The organism is Nocardia arthritidis (assembly GCF_011801145.1).
GTDB classification, from domain to species: Bacteria; Actinomycetota; Actinomycetes; order Mycobacteriales; family Mycobacteriaceae; genus Nocardia; species Nocardia arthritidis_A.
Map to the genome: position 1 here is coordinate 1661982 of NZ_CP046172.1, position 17161 is coordinate 1679142.

At 63.4% G+C, this 17161-nt stretch carries 23 protein-coding genes and 1 pseudogene; 17 read left to right on the top strand and 7 right to left on the bottom strand.

The annotated features are described in order from the left end of the window. The first annotated feature begins 5 nt into the window (after positions 1 to 5). The 4 genes from F5544_RS07340 to F5544_RS07355 are packed head-to-tail and all read left to right on the top strand — an operon-like array spanning position 6 to position 3614. Complete coding sequence (locus F5544_RS07340; protein WP_167472482.1) at positions 6 to 719, top strand: alpha/beta hydrolase; 714 nt, start codon at positions 6 to 8, stop codon at positions 717 to 719. A 16-nt stretch (positions 720 to 735) separates the two neighbouring features. Then, positions 736 to 1692, top strand: a complete 957-nt coding sequence (locus F5544_RS07345; protein WP_167472483.1) for a cupin-like domain-containing protein — start codon at positions 736 to 738, stop codon at positions 1690 to 1692. A gap of 11 nt (positions 1693 to 1703) precedes the next feature. Then, complete coding sequence (locus F5544_RS07350) at positions 1704 to 3101, top strand: MFS transporter (protein ID WP_167472484.1); 1398 nt, start codon at positions 1704 to 1706, stop codon at positions 3099 to 3101. A gap of 27 nt (positions 3102 to 3128) precedes the next feature. Then, entirely contained in the window at positions 3129 to 3614 is a 486-nt protein-coding gene (locus F5544_RS07355) for a GNAT family N-acetyltransferase (protein ID WP_203217498.1), read from the top strand. On the opposite strand, the gene F5544_RS07360 is transcribed toward F5544_RS07355, so the two are convergent. Further along, positions 3615 to 5186 (bottom strand): MFS transporter, encoded by a 1572-nt coding sequence (locus F5544_RS07360; protein WP_238847133.1) that lies wholly within the window; start codon positions 5184 to 5186, stop codon positions 3615 to 3617. It lies immediately after the preceding gene. Here F5544_RS07360 and F5544_RS07365 point away from each other — a divergent pair. From F5544_RS07365 to F5544_RS07380, 4 genes are all read left to right on the top strand, one after another. After that, complete coding sequence (locus F5544_RS07365) at positions 5165 to 5578, top strand: PadR family transcriptional regulator (protein WP_275107047.1); 414 nt, start codon at positions 5165 to 5167, stop codon at positions 5576 to 5578. The genes F5544_RS07360 and F5544_RS07365 overlap by 22 nt on opposite strands. Before the next feature lie 69 nt (positions 5579 to 5647). Continuing rightward, positions 5648 to 5830 carry a hypothetical protein gene (locus tag F5544_RS07370; RefSeq protein WP_167472486.1) on the top strand — a complete coding sequence of 61 codons (183 nt, stop codon included), beginning with the start codon at positions 5648 to 5650 and terminating at the stop codon, positions 5828 to 5830. Between the two features lie 93 nt (positions 5831 to 5923). After that, positions 5924 to 6430, top strand: a complete 507-nt coding sequence (locus tag F5544_RS47435; RefSeq protein WP_428847166.1) for an ATP-binding cassette domain-containing protein — start codon at positions 5924 to 5926, stop codon at positions 6428 to 6430. Beyond that, positions 6430 to 7041 carry an ABC transporter permease gene (locus tag F5544_RS07380; RefSeq protein ID WP_275107048.1) on the top strand — a complete coding sequence of 204 codons (612 nt, stop codon included), beginning with the start codon at positions 6430 to 6432 and terminating at the stop codon, positions 7039 to 7041. Before F5544_RS47435 ends, F5544_RS07380 begins: the two co-directional genes overlap by 1 nt. 70 nt (positions 7042 to 7111) lie before the next feature. Here F5544_RS07380 and F5544_RS07385 read toward each other — a convergent pair whose 3' ends face one another. Then, positions 7112 to 7399 carry a DUF4189 domain-containing protein gene (locus tag F5544_RS07385; protein ID WP_167472488.1) on the bottom strand — a complete coding sequence of 96 codons (288 nt, stop codon included), beginning with the start codon at positions 7397 to 7399 and terminating at the stop codon, positions 7112 to 7114. A 143-nt stretch (positions 7400 to 7542) separates the two neighbouring features. Here F5544_RS07385 and F5544_RS07390 point away from each other — a divergent pair, with 143 nt between their 5' ends. Then, positions 7543 to 7986 carry a hypothetical protein gene (locus tag F5544_RS07390; protein WP_167472489.1) on the top strand — a complete coding sequence of 148 codons (444 nt, stop codon included), beginning with the start codon at positions 7543 to 7545 and terminating at the stop codon, positions 7984 to 7986. Here the strand turns inward: F5544_RS07390 and F5544_RS46220 are convergent. From F5544_RS46220 to F5544_RS07400, 3 genes and pseudogenes are all read right to left on the bottom strand, one after another. Then, positions 7983 to 8381 carry a hypothetical protein gene (locus tag F5544_RS46220; protein ID WP_238847135.1) on the bottom strand — a complete coding sequence of 133 codons (399 nt, stop codon included), beginning with the start codon at positions 8379 to 8381 and terminating at the stop codon, positions 7983 to 7985. The two genes, F5544_RS07390 and F5544_RS46220, sit on opposite strands and share 4 nt — an antisense overlap. An 86-nt stretch (positions 8382 to 8467) precedes the next feature. Continuing rightward, a pseudogene (locus F5544_RS47440) lies at positions 8468 to 8755 on the bottom strand (glycosyltransferase); the annotation flags it as partial. Positions 8756 to 9828: 1073 nt separating this feature from the next. After that, the gene (locus F5544_RS07400; RefSeq protein ID WP_167472490.1) at positions 9829 to 10209 is read right to left on the bottom strand and encodes a hypothetical protein; all 381 of its coding nucleotides are present in this window, start codon (positions 10207 to 10209) and stop codon (positions 9829 to 9831) included. 769 nt (positions 10210 to 10978) lie between these two features. Here F5544_RS07400 and F5544_RS07405 point away from each other — a divergent pair. Continuing rightward, the gene (locus F5544_RS07405) at positions 10979 to 11788 is read left to right on the top strand and encodes a glycosyltransferase family 2 protein (protein WP_167472491.1); all 810 of its coding nucleotides are present in this window, start codon (positions 10979 to 10981) and stop codon (positions 11786 to 11788) included. A gap of 118 nt (positions 11789 to 11906) precedes the next feature. On the opposite strand, the gene F5544_RS07410 is transcribed toward F5544_RS07405, so the two are convergent. Then, positions 11907 to 12650 carry a glycosyltransferase family 2 protein gene (locus tag F5544_RS07410; protein ID WP_167472492.1) on the bottom strand — a complete coding sequence of 248 codons (744 nt, stop codon included), beginning with the start codon at positions 12648 to 12650 and terminating at the stop codon, positions 11907 to 11909. Positions 12651 to 12658: 8 nt separating this feature from the next. Next, complete coding sequence (locus F5544_RS07415) at positions 12659 to 13429, bottom strand: GntR family transcriptional regulator (RefSeq protein ID WP_167472493.1); 771 nt, start codon at positions 13427 to 13429, stop codon at positions 12659 to 12661. Positions 13430 to 13557: 128 nt separating this feature from the next. On the opposite strand from F5544_RS07415, the gene F5544_RS07420 reads away from it, so the two are divergent. From F5544_RS07420 to F5544_RS07450, 7 genes are read left to right on the top strand one after another with little or no spacing between them, the layout of a single operon-like run. Then, the gene (locus F5544_RS07420; protein WP_167472494.1) at positions 13558 to 14034 is read left to right on the top strand and encodes a hypothetical protein; all 477 of its coding nucleotides are present in this window, start codon (positions 13558 to 13560) and stop codon (positions 14032 to 14034) included. Between the two features lie 5 nt (positions 14035 to 14039). Continuing rightward, positions 14040 to 14303, top strand: a complete 264-nt coding sequence (locus F5544_RS07425; protein WP_167472495.1) for a hypothetical protein — start codon at positions 14040 to 14042, stop codon at positions 14301 to 14303. Then, positions 14303 to 14935, top strand: coding sequence for a DUF2637 domain-containing protein (locus tag F5544_RS07430; RefSeq protein ID WP_238847136.1), 633 nt, complete (start codon positions 14303 to 14305; stop codon positions 14933 to 14935). The genes F5544_RS07425 and F5544_RS07430 overlap by 1 nt, the downstream gene beginning before the upstream one ends. A gap of 24 nt (positions 14936 to 14959) precedes the next feature. Beyond that, positions 14960 to 15286 carry a hypothetical protein gene (locus tag F5544_RS07435; protein ID WP_167472496.1) on the top strand — a complete coding sequence of 109 codons (327 nt, stop codon included), beginning with the start codon at positions 14960 to 14962 and terminating at the stop codon, positions 15284 to 15286. Beyond that, positions 15283 to 15630: a hypothetical protein gene (locus F5544_RS07440; protein ID WP_167472497.1), complete on the top strand. Its 348-nt coding sequence runs from the start codon at positions 15283 to 15285 to the stop codon at positions 15628 to 15630. Before F5544_RS07435 ends, F5544_RS07440 begins: the two co-directional genes overlap by 4 nt. Positions 15631 to 15644: 14 nt before the next feature. After that, on the top strand, positions 15645 to 16937 hold the full coding sequence (locus F5544_RS07445; protein ID WP_238847137.1) for an FtsK/SpoIIIE domain-containing protein: 1293 nt from the start codon (positions 15645 to 15647) through the stop codon (positions 16935 to 16937). After that, on the top strand, positions 16934 to 17152 hold the full coding sequence (locus tag F5544_RS07450; RefSeq protein WP_167472499.1) for a hypothetical protein: 219 nt from the start codon (positions 16934 to 16936) through the stop codon (positions 17150 to 17152). Before F5544_RS07445 ends, F5544_RS07450 begins: the two co-directional genes overlap by 4 nt. Positions 17153 to 17161 lie beyond the last annotated feature (9 nt).

Here is a 17161-nt window from a genome sequence, read left to right on the forward strand (position 1 = left end):
GCGGCGTGTACAGCGAAGAAGTGGTCTTCGACGCGGGGGACCAGAAGCTGGCGGGGACGATGATCTACGCCGACAACGGGCGCAGGCCGAGCATCGCGCACCTGCACGGCCTCGGGCCAACCGCGAGCAGGCACCAGGTTCGGTACCTGTTGGACCCCTTGGCCGAACACGGCTACGGCTCGTTGACCTTCGAATATTCCGGCAACGGTGACAGCACCGGCGTGATGGAGGAGTCCTGCATCGCCCGGCGAATGGCGGAAACCCTTGCCGCCGTGTCACTTCTGGACCCCGACGAACCGCCGCTGCTGATCGGCGGCAGTATGGGCTGCCACCTCGCGGCCAGCCTCGTCCCGACCATCAAGCCCCGTGGTCTGGTGTTCTTCGTGCCCGCCGCCTATCCGGGTGGCGCCGAACATCTGGTGTTCGACGAAAATCGGGCCAGGGCGGGCAATTACGCCGATTCCGCGGCCTTCGCCGGTATGCGGGAATTCGACGGTGATCTGCTGATCATCGCCGGTAAACACGATCAAATAGTGCCGTCCGATGTGGTCGGCGGATATCTGGACAGCGCGCGCAACGCTCGCTCCACCGAGGTGATCTGGCTGGAGGGCGATCATTTCGTGCATCGCTGGCTGCCAGGACCCGACTGGGCCACCGAGCGCGCCGCCGTACAGGAGGCGCTGCTGCGCTTCGTTTCCACCGACTACGCCCGACGGTGAAAGAGGAGAAAGCATCATGGTTTCCGAGGACAACATTCTCCGGCGACACGACCAGGCGAGCATCGATCTTGTCGAGAACGGCTTCCGCGAAGGCCCATTCGCCGATGCCATCCGAACCGCGCCGACGCTGGCGACCCGCACCGGGCTGACCAAGGCGGAATTCGACCGGGAATATCGTGAGCAGCTGCGGCCGGTGGTATTGAAAGGCTTCGTCTCCCACTGGACTTCGGTGCAGACCTGGTCCTTCGAGCATCTGCTCGCGCTGGCCGGCGACGCCGAGGTGACAATGGACAGCGTGCGCGGAACACCCACGCGCCGAGTCACTTTCGCGGAATTCGTCAACCTGATGAAGGTCAACGAGGTTCCGGACGCCGAGCCGCTGCATCTGCAGGAGTGGTACTACCAGACCAACGCCCCCCAACTGGTGCCCGAACTGCCCGAACTGGAGATCGCGCAATACGACTTCCGGCGAAATCTCTACGGCGACAAGGCATCTGTCAACCATCAGCTGTGGGTCGGCCAGCACGGCGGCATCACCCGGATGCATCAGGACTCGTATTCGGTCGATGTGATGCACGCGCAGATCGTCGGCACGAAGCGCTGGCACGTCATGGGGCCGCACGCCCGGCTGACCCGCGACGCGAACGGCGAGCCGGATTGGGCCGCGCTGGTGGCCGATCCGCATACCGAGCTGCACATCTTCGATCTCGAACCCGGTGACGTGCTGTACCTCCCGGCGAACTGGTACCACCGGATCGAGCTGCTCACCGATTCGATCGGGCTCGGGCGTAAATGCTTGGACGAGAAGAACCTTCAGATGCACGTTCGTCAGCGGATGAACGAACTGCTGGCGCTGCTGTTGAATTACGACGAGGTGGCGCAAACGCATCCGGAGCTCGTGCCGATCCTGATGCTGCGCAGCCGGGCGCTGGCCAAGCAGATGGATCTCGACCTGTCCCGTTTGCGTCCCTAGAAGTACGCCGCATGCGCCCCAACACTTCTCAGGCGCCGTCAACGGCTCTCGTGCTCACCGCGCTGGCGGCCGGCTTCGGCATGGCCTCGCTCGACGTCAGCGTGGTGAACCTGGCGGGCCCGCGCATCGAGGCCGATCTCGGCGCCTCGCTCACCCAGCTCACCTGGATCATCGACGGCTACGTGCTGACCTTCTCCTCGCTGCTGCTGCTCGCGGGCGGGTTGGCGAATCGGTTCGGTATCCGCCGGATCTATCTGATCGGGTTGGTGCTGTTCATCCTCGCCTCGGCCTGGTGTGCCGGGGCGCGGGATCCTGGCATGCTCATCGCCGCCCGGATGACGCAGGGTGTCGCGGCGGCGATGTTCATGCCGAGCTCGATGGCCTTGCTGGTCAACATGTTTCCCGATCCGGTCCGGCGCGCGAAACTGCTCGGGATCTGGTCGGCGATGATCGCAACCACGCTGGCGCTGGGACCGTCCCTCGGCGGATTCCTGGTGAACTGGTTCGGCTGGCCGAGCATCTTCCTGGTGAATCTGCCGATCGGGTTGATGGGGCTGGTGCTCACCGTCCGCCACATTCCGCCGATGCCGCCGAAGGATGTCGTTATCCCGTTCCGCGGCAATGTGCTCAGCATCGTGATCCTGTCGGCGCTGTGCTTCGTGTTGATCGAGGGCGTGCACCTGGGCTGGACCGCACCGCCCATCCTGGCCGGGCTCGCGGTGGCGATCTCGGGTGGTATCGCGTTGGTGATGAACGAACGTCGTTGCGCGACAGGCGTGATGCCGTGGGAGATGTTCCGGATACCGGAGTTCGGCGGCGCCAATACGATCGGCTTCCTGTTCAACTTCGCCCAGTTCGGTTCGTATTTCGTGCTGTCGATCTATTTCCAGCAGGTCTGCGGCATGAGCCCGGTGGCCGCCGGATTGGCGCTGCTGCCGATGACCTTCGCCATCCCGTTCGCGAACATCTTCTACGCGTGGATCTCTCGCCGGGTGCCGGACGGCAAACTGCTGACGATCTGCCTCACCACCGCGACCCTGGGGACAGCCGGGCTCGCGCTGGTCTCGACCCCGGCGGCCGCATATCTGCTGGTGGCCGTCTTCGGCTGCCTGGCGAATCTGGGTTCGGGTGTCGTGTCACCGGCGATGACCGCGACACTGTTCAACGCGGCGGGCGTCGATCGCTCGGCGGCGGCGGGCGCGGCGCTGAACACCAACCGGCAGATCGGCACGCTGGTCGGCATCGCAAGCACCGGAACGCTTTTGGGACTTGGCTTCGGTACGGCCACCGATGTGCGCATCGCGTTCGCCGTAATGACCGTCGTCTACCTGGCCGCCATCGCGGCCGCCTACCTCCGCGTGCTGACCCCCCGCCGCACGCCGGTTCGTCCGGCGGCATTGGCTCGGTGACGGTTCGTGTGGGGCAGACTGAGCGGTGTGGCCACACCGACCATCCGCCCCGCGACACTGTCCGACGAGCCCGCGCTGGCTCGAATCAATTGGCGCACTTGGTCGCCGATCAGCGAGATAACGCCGCGCCCGGTCCCCGAGACCCCGTTCTTCGGTGAATCCACCCGGCCCGAGCAGTGCCTCATCGCCGAATTCGACGGGCAGTCCGTCGGATATGTGCGCCTGGTTCAGCCCATACCGGTCGCCAGCGTCGCGCATGTCCGGCAGATCCAGGGGCTGGCGGTCGAAACGCATGTCCGCGGTCGCGGGATCGGCGGCGCGCTGCTCGAAGCGGCGGTAGCCGAAACTCGACGCCAGGGCGCGAACCGGCTGACCCTGCGCGTACTCGCTACCAACACCAACGCGCGCCGACTGTATGAGCGAATGGGCTTCGTCGTCGAAGGCGTGCTGCGCGGTGAGTTCCACATCGACGGTGCGTATGTCGACGACATCCTGATGGCGCGTGGCGTCTGATCAATCCGAATGCTGTTGCACCAAGCCGTTTTTCGCATGGCGTGCCGTTTCGAGCGCGGTGAACGCCGCCGCGGCGAGGATCAGTATCGCCGAAACCAGCAGGGCCACATCGAGTCCGTGATGGAATGCGGACTTCCCGGTCGCGATTATCTCGGAGACCTTCGAGAGGTATTTCAGATACGGGGCGAGGTCGGCGCCCTTGGGTATGCGGCCGCGTTCGGCGGCATCAATCGCGTTGAGCTGCAAGGTGGGTGGCAGTCCCAACTCGGTCATTCGCGCCTTCAGATCGGAGGTGAGGAACGAGTTCACCAGCGCGCCCAGCACGGCGACACCGACGGCCGATCCGACCTGACGCATCGTATTGGTCACCGCGGCGGCCATACCGGAATGAGCCGCGGGCACTCCGGACAGCACCGCCGAGGTCAACGGCACGACGGCGATGCCGAATCCGAATCCGGCCACGGCCATCGCGGCGGCCAGCGATAGATCGTGCGGTGGTGCGGCCAGGGTGTGGCGCGTAAGCAAGATCCCACCCGCGCCGACCACACATCCGGCGATCATGGGAATCGGTGCGCCGCGCCGGGCCACCCAGACTCCCGCCGCCAGCGATCCCGCGATGATCGCGACGGCCATCGGCGCGAAGACCGTCGCCGTGTGCGCGGCCGAATACGCTTGCATCACTTGCAGATACGCCGTGGTGAAGAAGAAGATCGAGAAGACGCCGAAATAGACGGCGAAGGCGACGACCAACGCACTGCGCACCGTCGGCAGGCGCAGGTACCGGAAGTCCAGCATGGGCGCGGGGGCCCGCGTTTCGACGGCGACGAATCCGGCGCCCGCGACAGCGCCGAGGGCATACAGCGCGATCACCGAAGGCTCGGTGAAGCCGCGATCTCCGCCCTCGGTCGTCGCGTAGATCACCGAACCGAGAAACGTTGCGCCGAGCAGGAATCCGGCCCAGTCGACCGGCCCCGAGCGCGGGTCGGCGCTTTCCGGGATCGACCACAGCGCCGCGGCCAGCGCCACCACCCCGATCACCAGGTTGAACCAGAAGATCGAACGCCATCCGTACGTGTGCACCAGCGCTCCGCCCAACACCGGTCCGGCGGCCAGCGCTAGTCCGGATACCGCCGCCCAGACGCCGAGCGCCCGGGCGCGCGCCCGCTCCTCGGGAAAGATATGCCGCAGCACCGAAAGCGTGCCCGGCTCCGACGCGGCCGCACCGACGCCCATGATCGCGCGCCCGGCGACCAGCACCGGAACACTGGCCGCGAGCGCCGCGACCACCGATCCGGCACAGAAGATCACCAATCCGGCGGCCATCACCCGCTTGCGTCCCCAATGGTCACCGAGCGACCCGCCCGCCAACATGAGACCGGCGAAAACCACGGTGTATGCGTTGACCACCCACTGCAGCAGTGTCACGTTCGTACCCAGGTCATGCCGGATATCACCGAGCGCGACGCTGACGACCGTTGTGTCGAGGAAAGTGACGAACAGTACGGCGGTAACCGCCGCCAGTGCGACGCCCGGCCGTGCCGCCGTGCTCGATGCATTGCCGATCGACCTCACCGGCACAGGCTAATCGCGAGCGCCACGGCCGCCAGCGGTCCATCAACTTCCCGGCGTGGCGGGGGATTCGGCAGCGTGGGAAAGAGACGTCGGTACGGCTGAATTTCGGGGCGCTGTACGCGGTGGTCGAGTCGCTGGAACGGGAAGAGCTCATCAAGGCCACCGGTACCGAGCAGGACGGCAATCGGCCGACCCGGACGGTGTATGACATCACCGAAGCCGGTGTCGACGAGCTGCGGGACTGGTTGCGGGCATGGGTGGGCGACCCGGAGAAAGAGTATCCCCGGTTCCTGGCCGCGCTCTCGTTCCTGCCGGTCCTCCCGCCCGAGGAAGCGGTTGAACTGCTTCGTCGTCGAATCACTCTGCTGGACAAGAGAATCGTGGATGCTTGAGCCGAGATCGACGGCTCTGGATGGCTTCCGGAACTGCTCCTGGTCGAATCACGTTTCGCGCTGGGGCTTTTGGAGTTCGAACGAGACTTCGTCACCGATCTGGCAAAACGCATCGAATCCGGCGATCTCACCGGTCTTCAGGGCTGGCGGCAGATGCACGAGTTGATCGCGCGGTTCCCCGGTGGCCGAGTCCCACCCGACGAGGGTGAGAAGTTCCTGAAGAAATGGGGGATGCCGACACCGCCGAACTGATTACGAGCCGATCCCGGCACGCGCCGCCGCAAACCCGATGTCCATGCGCTCGACGGAATCGGCTTCGGCATCCCCGTCGGCAGCGTCTTCGGTCTGCTCGGGCCGAACGGGGCCGGAAAGTCCACTCTTACGAGAATCTGCACCACGCTTTCGCGGGCGAGTTCCGGCAGCGCCCGGGTGGCCGGGTACGGCGTGAACGATCGGGCTTCGGACGTACGTCGATGCGTGGGATACGTCTCGCAAGGATCCGGCGCCGATCCCCGGCTGACGCCGCGGGAGAATCTCGTCATGGCTGCCCGGCTCCGCGGATTGTCCCGGCAGTCGGCGCACGCGCGTGCCGGAGCACTGCTGAACCAGTTCCAGCTCGACGAAGCGCGAGATCGTAAGGTGGCCAAGCTGTCCGGTGGTATGCGCCGCAAGCTCGACGTCGCCATCGGACTGGTGCACTGCCCTACGGCATGTCGAGGTGAACGGACCGTCCGGGCGGATGGTGGCCCGAGCCGACGACCCCTCGGCAATCGTCGGCCAGGTGATTTCGGCATTCGATTCCGCCGGAATCGCATTCGGCGCGGTATCGGTGGCGCGGCCGTCGCTCGATGATGTGTACCTGCACCTTCCTGGTACCGGGCATCGTCATGATGCTCGTGCTGTACTCCGGGGTGTGGGCGGGAACCGGTTGTATCGAGGACATCGACAACGGAGTGATGAATCAGGTTCTGATCGCACCCATTTCGCGTGGCGCTGTTGTCGCGGGGCAACTGGGCATGCAGTTGGTGATCGGTCTGATCCAGTCGATGATGGTGCTCGGCATCGGATATCTCGGCGGTGCCCGCTATTCGGGCGGTCTCCGTGGCATCGCGTTGGCGCTCACGGCCTCCGCCCTGCTTGCCGCGATATTCTGCGCGGGCTCGATCGCACTCGCGCTCACCACTCGCAGCCAGATCGCCCTGATCGGGTTGTCGCAGACCATCGTGCTACCGGCGACTTTTCTCTCGTCGGCCATGATGGCGCCCGCGCTCGTGCCCGGCTGGGTCCGGAGTATCGCTGCCTACAACCCGGTCTCGTGGGCCGTCGATATCGGTCGCTCCGGTCTCGCTGACAGCACGGACTGGGACTTCGTCGCCTGGCACCTGCTGTTCTTGGCCGGATTCGCCGCCCTCGCGTTCTGGTGGTCGGTCGCGGCCTTCCGCAACTATCAACGAACCCTCTGACACCGCGAGGCCGGTGCCGTCTGCCGGTGGCCGAGATGGCCATCGGCAGTGCGCCATCGGCGTGAATACCTCAAGCCGCGTTGGAGGTGCAGATGGTGTCCAGGATGAACGACGGCTTCACGACTGTGCAGCTGAGGTAGGTCTTGGTCGGGTTCAGAAGTTTGCGGCACGCCTCGAGGGCCGCCTGATCCGCGCCGCCCTGGTCCGGGTAGTCGAATGCTTCCCCCACACTGCCGCCGAGAGGGTCGACGGCGATCGCGCCGTACAGATCGCCGGACGCGCGCGCGGTCCCGGCCCCGAGAAGTGCCGCGACCGCCGCAACCACCACGGTCAGCCCGGACCTTCCCGATATCACCATGTAATCAACCCCCGAGGTCGAACAACAACAACCGGCAGATCATCGCGGTGATCGTGCCCGCTGTCCAGCCCGGACCCTTCCAACCGATTAGTTCGCGGCCCGACGGAAGTCCACCCATGTATCACCACTCAGGAGGAATCTCGATGCGCAGCAAGGCAATGGAGCAGTTGGACGTCCTGATCGGATCGTGGCGGGCGACAATGCGGAACGCATGGTTCCTGGACCCGCCCGACCAAGAAATACCGGGCTCGGCCACGGTCGAATGGCTCGGCGACTCGTTCGTGATCTTTCGCTGGACAATCACTGGTGACGTCGGAAAGGCCACGAACGAAATGGTTCTGGTCCTCGGCCGCAGCGACCCCCGCGACGCCTACACGGCCCTCTACCACGACGAACGAGGCGTCTGCCGCGTCTTCACCATGACATTCGACGCCACGCACTGGACCATGACCCGCGAGGACCCCGACATGTTCCAGCGCTTCATCGCGGACATCGGCCCCGGCCGAATCGAAGGCCGCTGGGAGGCCTCCACCGACGAAGGTTCAACCTGGCGCAAGGATTTCGACCTCATCTTCGACCGGCTCTAGCCGATGGCCGATCCAATGCCCCGAGCTGTTTTGATTTCGAGCAGCGCATTCGCGCGTTCATCGATGAGGCTCATACGAGCGCGCCATTCATCGGCCTGACTGTGTTCGGCTTTGGCGGTTTCTTGTCCGGGCCACTTCCGGTAGAGCAAACCCACTTCACTATCGAAGAATCCGGTTGTCAACAAGCTTGCGGCAATAAGCATTCCGGTATCGTCGGAGCCGGGTACGCCCATCCATCCGCCGAGAGCCACCACCAGGCTGCGCCGAATGCATATCGTCGTCGGATGAACCGGCAGACGATAGTTGTGCGCGCGCCAATGATCGAGTACGACACCGGGAACCAACTTGCCATGCGGCGGATCGTCGTCGAATCCGACAGTTGTCCCGTCTGGCAACAGGTCGAGCAGTCGCGACGTCGTCCACGCGACATCGTCGTGCCGTGTCGTGAGATTCGCAATATCCCGAATGAGAACCCGGGCATCAGAATATCGTCGGCGTCAAGGTTCTTGACAAGCTCGCCACGCGAATTCGCGAGCGCCAGATTTCGCGTAAGCGCAACACCCCCGCGGCGACCGGTATGGAAGAAAATCCGATCATCGATTCCGCACAGAATATCTCTAGCTACTCCGCTGTCACCATCTTCTTGAATTACCCACTCCAACGACCAACCGCGCGGAAGTTCCTGCGACAGAACAGATTCGCATGCCTGCTTCAGGTGGTCCGGATCCGGATTATAGACAGGTGTGATGATCGAAATCAGGCGTTCCACATGAGCTCCGTCAGCCGAGTTTCGTCGTGAATACAAGTCGATTGCGATCGCCTGGCCACGACTCTCCGGACTCGAAGCGTTCGCGAAGCTGTTTGCCGATGTGCTCGTACTCCGCTGGCATCACTCCTCATTCCACCGCCTCGCCGCCATCCTAGGTCCTCCACAGACCCTCTTGATCTTGCACCGTTACGTGCCCGGCACGGTGCTACGGCTGTGCAGAAGCTGACACGAAACCACCTGGACGACTTGGCATCCGCCGAAGCTCAATAGGACATCTCGACTAGGTGCTTGAGCGAAAAAGTTTGTCGCACAATGCTTCTCGACCGGCAAACTCCCGGAAAGCCTCGACACCGACCGCGACAGGCACCCGTGGCTTCTCGTCGTGTGATCTGCGACGCATCAACTCAAGTGGATCACGTTGGAGCGTAATCGATTTCACCCGCAAGCCGACCGCCGTACACATCGGTCGCGCGTCGGCGATCGACAAGGCCATAGAGGACAACCCGAAAACCAAGGCAACAATCCGCACCCAACCGATGGATGCCACGTCAGCCGAGAAGCCGAGCGTCCAGCATGATCCTCATCACACAAACCCCCGAAAGAGCATCACCCGCAACCACTCCGCCAACCCCAACAAACCCACAAAAACGCAACCAACCAACAAAGAGGGGTCCGGGGGCGAAGCCCCGCCGGGCGGGGTGTGGGGGCTCCGCCCCCACAAGATACGAGTGAAACGAGAAAAGCCCATGCTCTCCATGAGCATGGGCCACCTACGAGTGAAACGTGCCCTCGGCAGGATTCGAACCTGCGGCCTTCTGCTCCGGAGGCAGATACGGGCAGTCCGGCGGGGTATTTGTCGTATTGCCCGTGTCCGGTTCATCCAGGCTTTGGTACGCCGAAGTCCGGCCTCGTCCGTGGCACTTGTGACATCGTGGTGACACTCTGCGCGCGCTCAGCTTGGGAATCAGGGATTGATTACCTAACCAGCGCTTACCCAGGTCGGCGAGTGGCGGAGGATGCCGCAATTACCGCTGTTGGCTTGGGTATCTGGCACGTCTGTGGCACGAGGATTGTTAGGTCGGAGACCCTTCGGATGATGGCCTTTGCTTGAGCACCCTGTCCGGTAGATCCGTCAGGTCCTTCGCGTCGACGTGCAGTTCAATGCGGATTTGCTTAGCTAACTTTTGCTCGGCGTCGTCTTTCGCCCGGTTCAACCGCGCGAAATCTGGGTCAGCCTGCATTGTCTCTTCGACTTCCAGCCTTTCGTAGTAGTCGTCGGTCCCCCATTGCGGCCAGCACTCCTCCACGTACTCGCTCAGCCGGAGGGATGCCACAGCTGATTCTTGCCACAGGGTCCGAACGGTCTCCGAGGCGAATGCTGTTGCTCTCGCTGTTAACTCACCGAGCACTTCCCACTCGCTAGCTGTGCGAGCTCCCCGATAGCCTTCGGTCATGCCGCCACTCTGGTATTGCAGAAGATCGACATAGGTCTCCGCTCGACGAGTCCAGAGACGGTCTTCGCGGGCCATAGTCCGTTGATGCCGGGCTTGGAGATAGAACGTCCCGAATGAGCCGCTAAGGGCTGCTCCTGCACTGATCAGTGCGGCAAGCCATGCGGGAGTCATTGTGTGGGCTTCGGAAGCTGGGCGGCTTCTGTCATCGCGATTCTTCCCTCCTGCTGGCGGTCTTCTGAGGATAGGTCGTGTCCCTTCACCTGTGGACTTTTCTTCGTCCTGCTTTCTCATACTGGCCGTCCCCTCAGTCGGGCGGGCCTGTCAACCCCGGAGAGCGAAGCGTGGGTTGACTGGTTCGTCCGACTGCTCGGGATAATCGGCGGATGAGGAAGGAGGGCTACTCGACCGATGCGAAGTTCGTTGCGAGAGTGGAGATCTCACCTGGGGTCAGACGTCGTTGTCGGCCCTTCCGGCGTCGTCGCCGAACTCGGCCTGGCCGGCGGGGGAGTGGCCAGCAGTTGTTGGGAGGCAAGCCAGCGAAGCTGGTGCGGCAGTACTACAAGACTGGGGCACGGGTTGGCGGCGGAATTGCTCTATACCGGATCGGAATCGGCGTGCAGGCGTGGGCCGCAACGCGCCGACGCGCCGCGAACGGGTGCCTTTCCGAGTGAGCGTTGCGCGTCGTGCGCGGGGCGGCGCGCGCCAGCGCGCCGCTCTTGATCCTGTATGGCTGAATTCGGCAGCAACCCTTGTCAGTAGAGTCGATCCGATGCGAGTCACCTACGTCATTCCTGCGCATAACGAGGAGTCGACTGTTGCCACGATCGTCGGCCAGGCCCGCGCTGCCGTGAGGGAGGGTGATCGAATCGTGGTGGTGGACAGCGCCTCGACCGATGCCACCGCTGAACGAGCAGCAGCGGCAGGCGCTGAGGTTATCCGTGGGCCGATTGGTAAGGGCGCAGCGATGGCTGCGGCAGTGTCGACTGTGCAGACCGATTGGGTCTGCTTCCTTGATGCCGACGTGGTCTCGTCGTCCACGAACGTTGCCGCAGAACTTCGCGCTGCTGCGGAAGTAGATGATGCCGACCATGTTCTTGGCGACTACGAATACGACTACCCTGGCACCATTCTCGGTTCGACCTTCACCATTTACGAACCGCTCACCGCGGAGCTGTTTCCCGAGGTTGGCCATCTCGGTGCGAACTCGTTGACCGGTTATCGCGCTATCCGAACTTCTTGTCTACCAACGACTTTGCCGCCTGACTTCGGCGTCGAGACGTTTCTTAACATCGCTATCGCTGTTGCGGGCGGCCGATCGAAAACGTGTCACCTGGGTGTGATCACGAGCCGCTTCCGTCCTACCGGCGGCAACATGGCCCGTGAGATCGGGCGTACGGTCTTGGACTTGGCCATCGAGCACAACAGGATCCCACCGGAATCTCGGTCCGAGTGGGACGCTTGGGTAGAAGGGGGCGCCAAAGCCATTGCGGGCCAACAAGCTGACGGCGGAAGGTCTGCGACTCTGGCGCGCTTGTTCGCTGCGGTGCGTCGGCCGATGCCATCCCGAACGGGTCTGTGAAGTTCAGCGAGGAGGTGGGGACGAAAAGCAACACCCCGGTTAGTCTCGCCCGTAACCGGGTGCTTGCTGAGACTAACCGGGGTGATCTGCGGCGGCGTGGGGAGTGACGTTAGCCGAGTCAGAATCCGCCCGCGAGCAATTGCCGTATGGCTTTGATGCGGTCGGCGATTGTCCGCCAACGCAATTCCTGTAATTCGGGGTCTAGGTGGAGGTCGCTTTTGGTGATCTGGTTGTCATGCTGTCGGTACAGCATGCCCGGTTGATCGATAAACCATCCATCGGAGTATTCGTTCAATGTCGCGAGCAAGCCGGAGTCCTCGCCGGTGGGTAATGCCATCCATCCGCCCGCGGCAACGAGCAACTTCCTACGGACGCAAAGCGTTCCCGGGTGAACCGGCGACTGATTGTTTTGTAACCACATGTCTCCGACGGATTGCCGTTCGAGTCGTCCTCCCGGCGGATCATTGTCGTACGGAGTTGTGCTGCCATCGGCGTGCAGATCGAGTACCTGGCAAGTCGTCCAGCCCACATCGGAGAAGGCTTCGAGGACAGATATCTCGCGGGCGAGAGCGCCAGGTACAAGCACGTCATCGCTGTCCAACACTCGGATAAGTTCACCTGCGGAGCGGCTGAGCGCGATATTTCGTGTGATACCGGGACCGCTGGGTTCGCCCGATTCGTTCGGGTCATTGGATGCCAATTTCACGCGGTCGTCTGTGGTGATCTCGTCGGGCAACGCACTCGGCAGGCCATCCTCTTGGAGGATCCATTCCCATGTCCATTCACCGGGAAGTTCTTGGAGGCAAAGGGATTCGTACGCCTCGTTGATGTAAGGATGCGAATTCGGTAGGGCGGCAGTCAAGATACTGATTACAGGCATGTCTGGTCCATTCGGTCAGGGATGAAGTCGATTGTGTAGCGAACCTGATCGGCTACAACCGTGGTAAGCCAGTACTCGACCGGTGTGGTTTCGGAGTACGTTACCGAGTCACGTTGAATGACCGCGACAGCTGGAGGTACCAACAGAATCTCGCGCTCCTCCTGCGTTGGGGTCCGTACCGAAATCTCTAAATGCTCACGGCTGACCTTGATTCCGGCCGTCCCCAACCATGCGGCGGTATTCCTGCCCGGCACCTCGACGGATTCGTCCGTGAGGCCAATTTCCCGAGCGAGATCGGCCGTCATATGCGCGCGGGCGAGTTGGTGAGGAGTGTTGTTGATCATGTACACGAATGTCCGGATGAGGATCGGCGTTCCAGGGTCGATCTGGAGTTGTTGGGCCACCCGGGTCGACGCATCCTGCCAAGCGTAGGACGTGCGCACGTCCAGTTCTCCTTCGACCTGGAAGGCTTGCTCAAACGTCCGTTCACCGGGAGCGCCGGTAGCTGGTGAGTGGCCGATGAGGTCGTGAACGATGACTTGCTGGGATCGAACCCGAACCCCGCGCCGTGGCGCGTTGGGATCGGTGATCAAAACCCCTTCGCCGATCAGGGCGAGGACAGCTCGATTGACAGGCGCGTGGCTGGCGCTCTTGTAGCGGTCCGCTAGCGCTCGCATTGGTGGCAACTGCTGCCCCGGAGCCCACTCTCGTGCTGCGATGCGCGCTCGCAGGTCGGTAGCAATGTCTTCCCATTGCGCCATGTCAAGCCTGCACCTTCCGATTGTTACGGCCAAACACTTGACCGATCTACTGTTTGGCCGTAACAATACTCCTGAGCGTTTGTTACGGCCAAACGTTGGCCCGCTCAGGCTACCGAAGGAGGCACACAATGGCGATCAAGAGGGGCTACCGATTCCCGATCCCGTTCCGTGAGGCGTTCCCGCAGGGCTTGCTCCTGCTGGGGGAGATCTCGCAAAAGACGGAGTACAACGCGGATCCGCGGGCGACTCCGAAGCCGGTCTTCGACATCGACCGGGATGGGCAGGGGACCGGGTTGCCGATTTGGGTGGCGTCGGTGACCGATCCGCACGAGGGCAACGAGGGCAAGGCCAAGCGGGCCTCGTTCGAGATCGAGTTCGTCGCGCAGGTTCAGCCGGTCCCGGTTACGCCGGAGGTGGTTCCGGGTACCGGGCTGCGGATGATCGAGCTGGAAGGGCTGACCGCGGAGCCTGCGGTGGTGCGGCAGAGCGTTGGCGAGAAGAACTTCTCCTACGTCTCCTACAAGTTCCGTGCGACTGGCATCAAGGGTGACAACTCCGGCGCCAAGCAGCCTCCGGCCGATATTCCGGGTCGTAAGGCTGCGTGATCACCATGGCTTACCTGAGCACGTTCGTTGATTGCGGCGACGCCGGTGTCGGTGTCGACTACGTCCCGGCGTTTCGGACGCCGACCGGTGTTTTCCAGCCTGCCGTCGTCACTATCCAGGTGATCGGTGCGATGGTGCACCTGGGTTTGGATATCACCGAGGCCCGGCAGCTGGCGGTCACGTTGCAGGACATCGTGATGCGGCATGACTGCGCGGTCCGGTTGGCGTCGTCGTCGGCGGCGGCCACCGAGGCGGATCGGGTCGGCTGATGTTCACGGCTGCGAATGCGATGCGGGCGGCGCGGGTGTTCGCGGTGGTCACCATCATCGGTGTCGGAGTGGCGGCGTTCGTGTTGTCGTTCGCCGCCCTCCGAGACCTGGCGAAACTGGCGCAGGTTCCGGCCGAGTGGGCGTGGTGTCTGCCGGTGGTGATCGACGGAACGATCATCCAAGCCACTCTCGGCGTGCTGGTGCTCGCGCACTCGCCGGAACGCCGCTGCTGGTTCGTCCGTGTTCTGGCGGTCGGCGCGGCGGTCTCGATTGCTGGCAACTCCCTGCACGCGGTCGCTGCCGGGCGTGAATTGCCGTGGTGGATATCCGCCATGGTGGCTGCGATCGCCCCGATATCTCTGCTGGTGGACACTCACGGCCTGGCTGTGCTTGTCCGTGCGGCACAACACAATTCGGCCTCGATTCCGACTGGGGTCTCTACTCCTACTGAACTATCCACCGAATCCGCGGCTTCGGTCGTCGAATCAGTTTCGGCTGATCCTGCGGTGGAAGTTCCTGCGCGGCAACCTGTTTCGGTTCCCGCGCCGAAGATCCGCCCGGCGGTCGTGCCGGTGCGTCCGATCCGTCCCATGCGACCGGTGCAGCAAACCTTGCCGATCGCGGGTCCCTGACAGGAAGTGCTTGTCATGTCGTTCATGAGTATCACCACTAGTTCGGTCGTCACGACTGGCGTGGAGGTGACCTACCGCCCGACTCGCCCGACGTTGCGCAGTGAGATTCAGGTTCCGGCTGTGGTGGATCTGGAGTTGACCGGCGCGGTGAACGCGTATGTGTGCCTGTCGATCGAGGATGCTCGGTCGGTGTTGGGCGCGTTGCCACGCGTGCTGGCTGAACATGCTGCGGCGCAGGATGATTCACACCTCGCCGAGCTTCTGACCGCCATTTGCGAACTGCTGGAGGAAGCGACCGGAGTCGCTGATGGCCTTGCCGAGCGATCTGCCGATTCGAAGGCGGTGGCGTGATGAAGCTGCTGCGCAAGCACGACGGCTACTGGATGCCGGATCGGCAACCCGATGCCGACCGGATCCGCGCGTCGTTCCTGTGCGGGCTGGTCACCGAACGCGGTGACGTGCTGGCCAAGTTCCACGCCGATGCCGGGCCGAGCGACGAAATGGAACTCGGGCTGCTCAACGACACAGGCTTGGTCGTCCAGATTTCCATGGACTTCGATGCCGCGGTGACACTGCTCGGTGTCCTCGGTGCTGCGGTTCGCGACGCATCGATCGCGAAGGGTCAGCCGTTGCCGTCCGTCGACGTGGAGCCCCAGCCCTGCGATTGCGCTGACTGCCGGGGTGGTGATCGCTGATGTCGCTGACAGCGTTGCTGGTTTCCGCGGGCGCGATCGGTGCCGTGGGTGTGATGGCGAAATGGCGTCGCCTCGGAGCTGGTCGACGGCCGATCACCGTTGACGACATCGTTGCCGATGCTTCGGACGAATTACGCACGGCGGTAAGGATTTTCGCCGATCCGATGAACACTAACGTCATGCTTTCGGCTCTCGACTTGGGGTCGTGGGACGGCGGGTTCCCCCATATAGGTGGTTACGACTACGACGACCACGGCTTGTATGTCGACATTCTGATGCTTGGCGGTCAGTCGTTGAAGGACTGGACCAGCGAGGAGACCTTGGCGAAATTCGCGACGTATCTCCAGGTGCCTCGGGTGACGGCGTCGTCGCCTGAGCCGAGCTGGGTCCGTCTCCAGGTGCGGGTGTATGACACCCTCGCTGTCCCGACATCGGCGTCGGGCACGGTTCACAACGGGGTGGACCTGGAGGCGGTTCCGGTCGGCCGCACCGAATCCGGCGCCCTGTGGCTGCTGCGTGTCCTGTACGCCCACATCCTTCTTGCCGGTGCTACCGGGTCCGGTAAGGGCGGGGTGTTGTGGTCGCTGATCGCCGGACTCGGCCCCGCGATCAAAGCGGGTCTGGTGGATGTGTGGGTGGCAGATCCCAAGGGTGGCATGGAATTCGGGCTGGGCCGGAAACTGTGGGTGCGGTTTTCCTACGACGCGGACGGCATCCTGGCCATGCTCGCCGAAGCCGTGAAACTCATGCAGGAGCGGGCCGCGAGGTTGCGGGAAGCCGGTGTGCGCAAACACATCCCCACCGCCGAGGAGCCGCTGATCGTGATCATCATCGACGAAGCCGCCGCGCTGTCGGCGTATGCGACCCGCGAACAACGGCTGGAGTTCGACCGGCTGACCGGGCTGCTGCTGTCCCAAGGCCGTGCGGTCGGGGTGAGTGTCATTGCGGCGCTGCAAGATCCGTCGAAGGAGACGATGCCCAACCGGCAGCTGTTCCCGGTAAGGGTCGGGCTGCGCCTGGATGAGAAGACCCAGACAGTCATGGTGCACGGTCAAGGCGCGCCAGATCGCGGCGCCCTGTGCCACGAGATCAGCGAACACACACCCGGTGTCGGCTACGTCGGTGAGGACGGCACCACCGAGTTCGTGCGGGTGCGAGCGTTCCTGGTCTCCGACATCGACATTGACGCCCTGGTCGACATGTATGCCCCCGATCAGGGCGTCGACTACCGCCCGCAGGCCGATTACAGCGATTTCGATCCCGATGACCTCGGCGACAACGACGGAGAGATGGGGATGGCGGCATGAATAGGGTGCGGATCTCGGTGCGGTTGTCCGGTGTCCCGGCCGATGTCGAGTCGATGGTGGACGAGCTGCGAGCGGTGTTGGCCGACAAGTTCGGTGCCGATTGTTTCGGGTCGCATCAGGGCCGCGTCTACCGCAGTCCCGGCGGTGATGCGTGGTTCTTCGCCGACCTCACCCCGCCCGCGGCCGACGACCCGGATATGGGGGTGGCGGCGTGAAACGAGGCT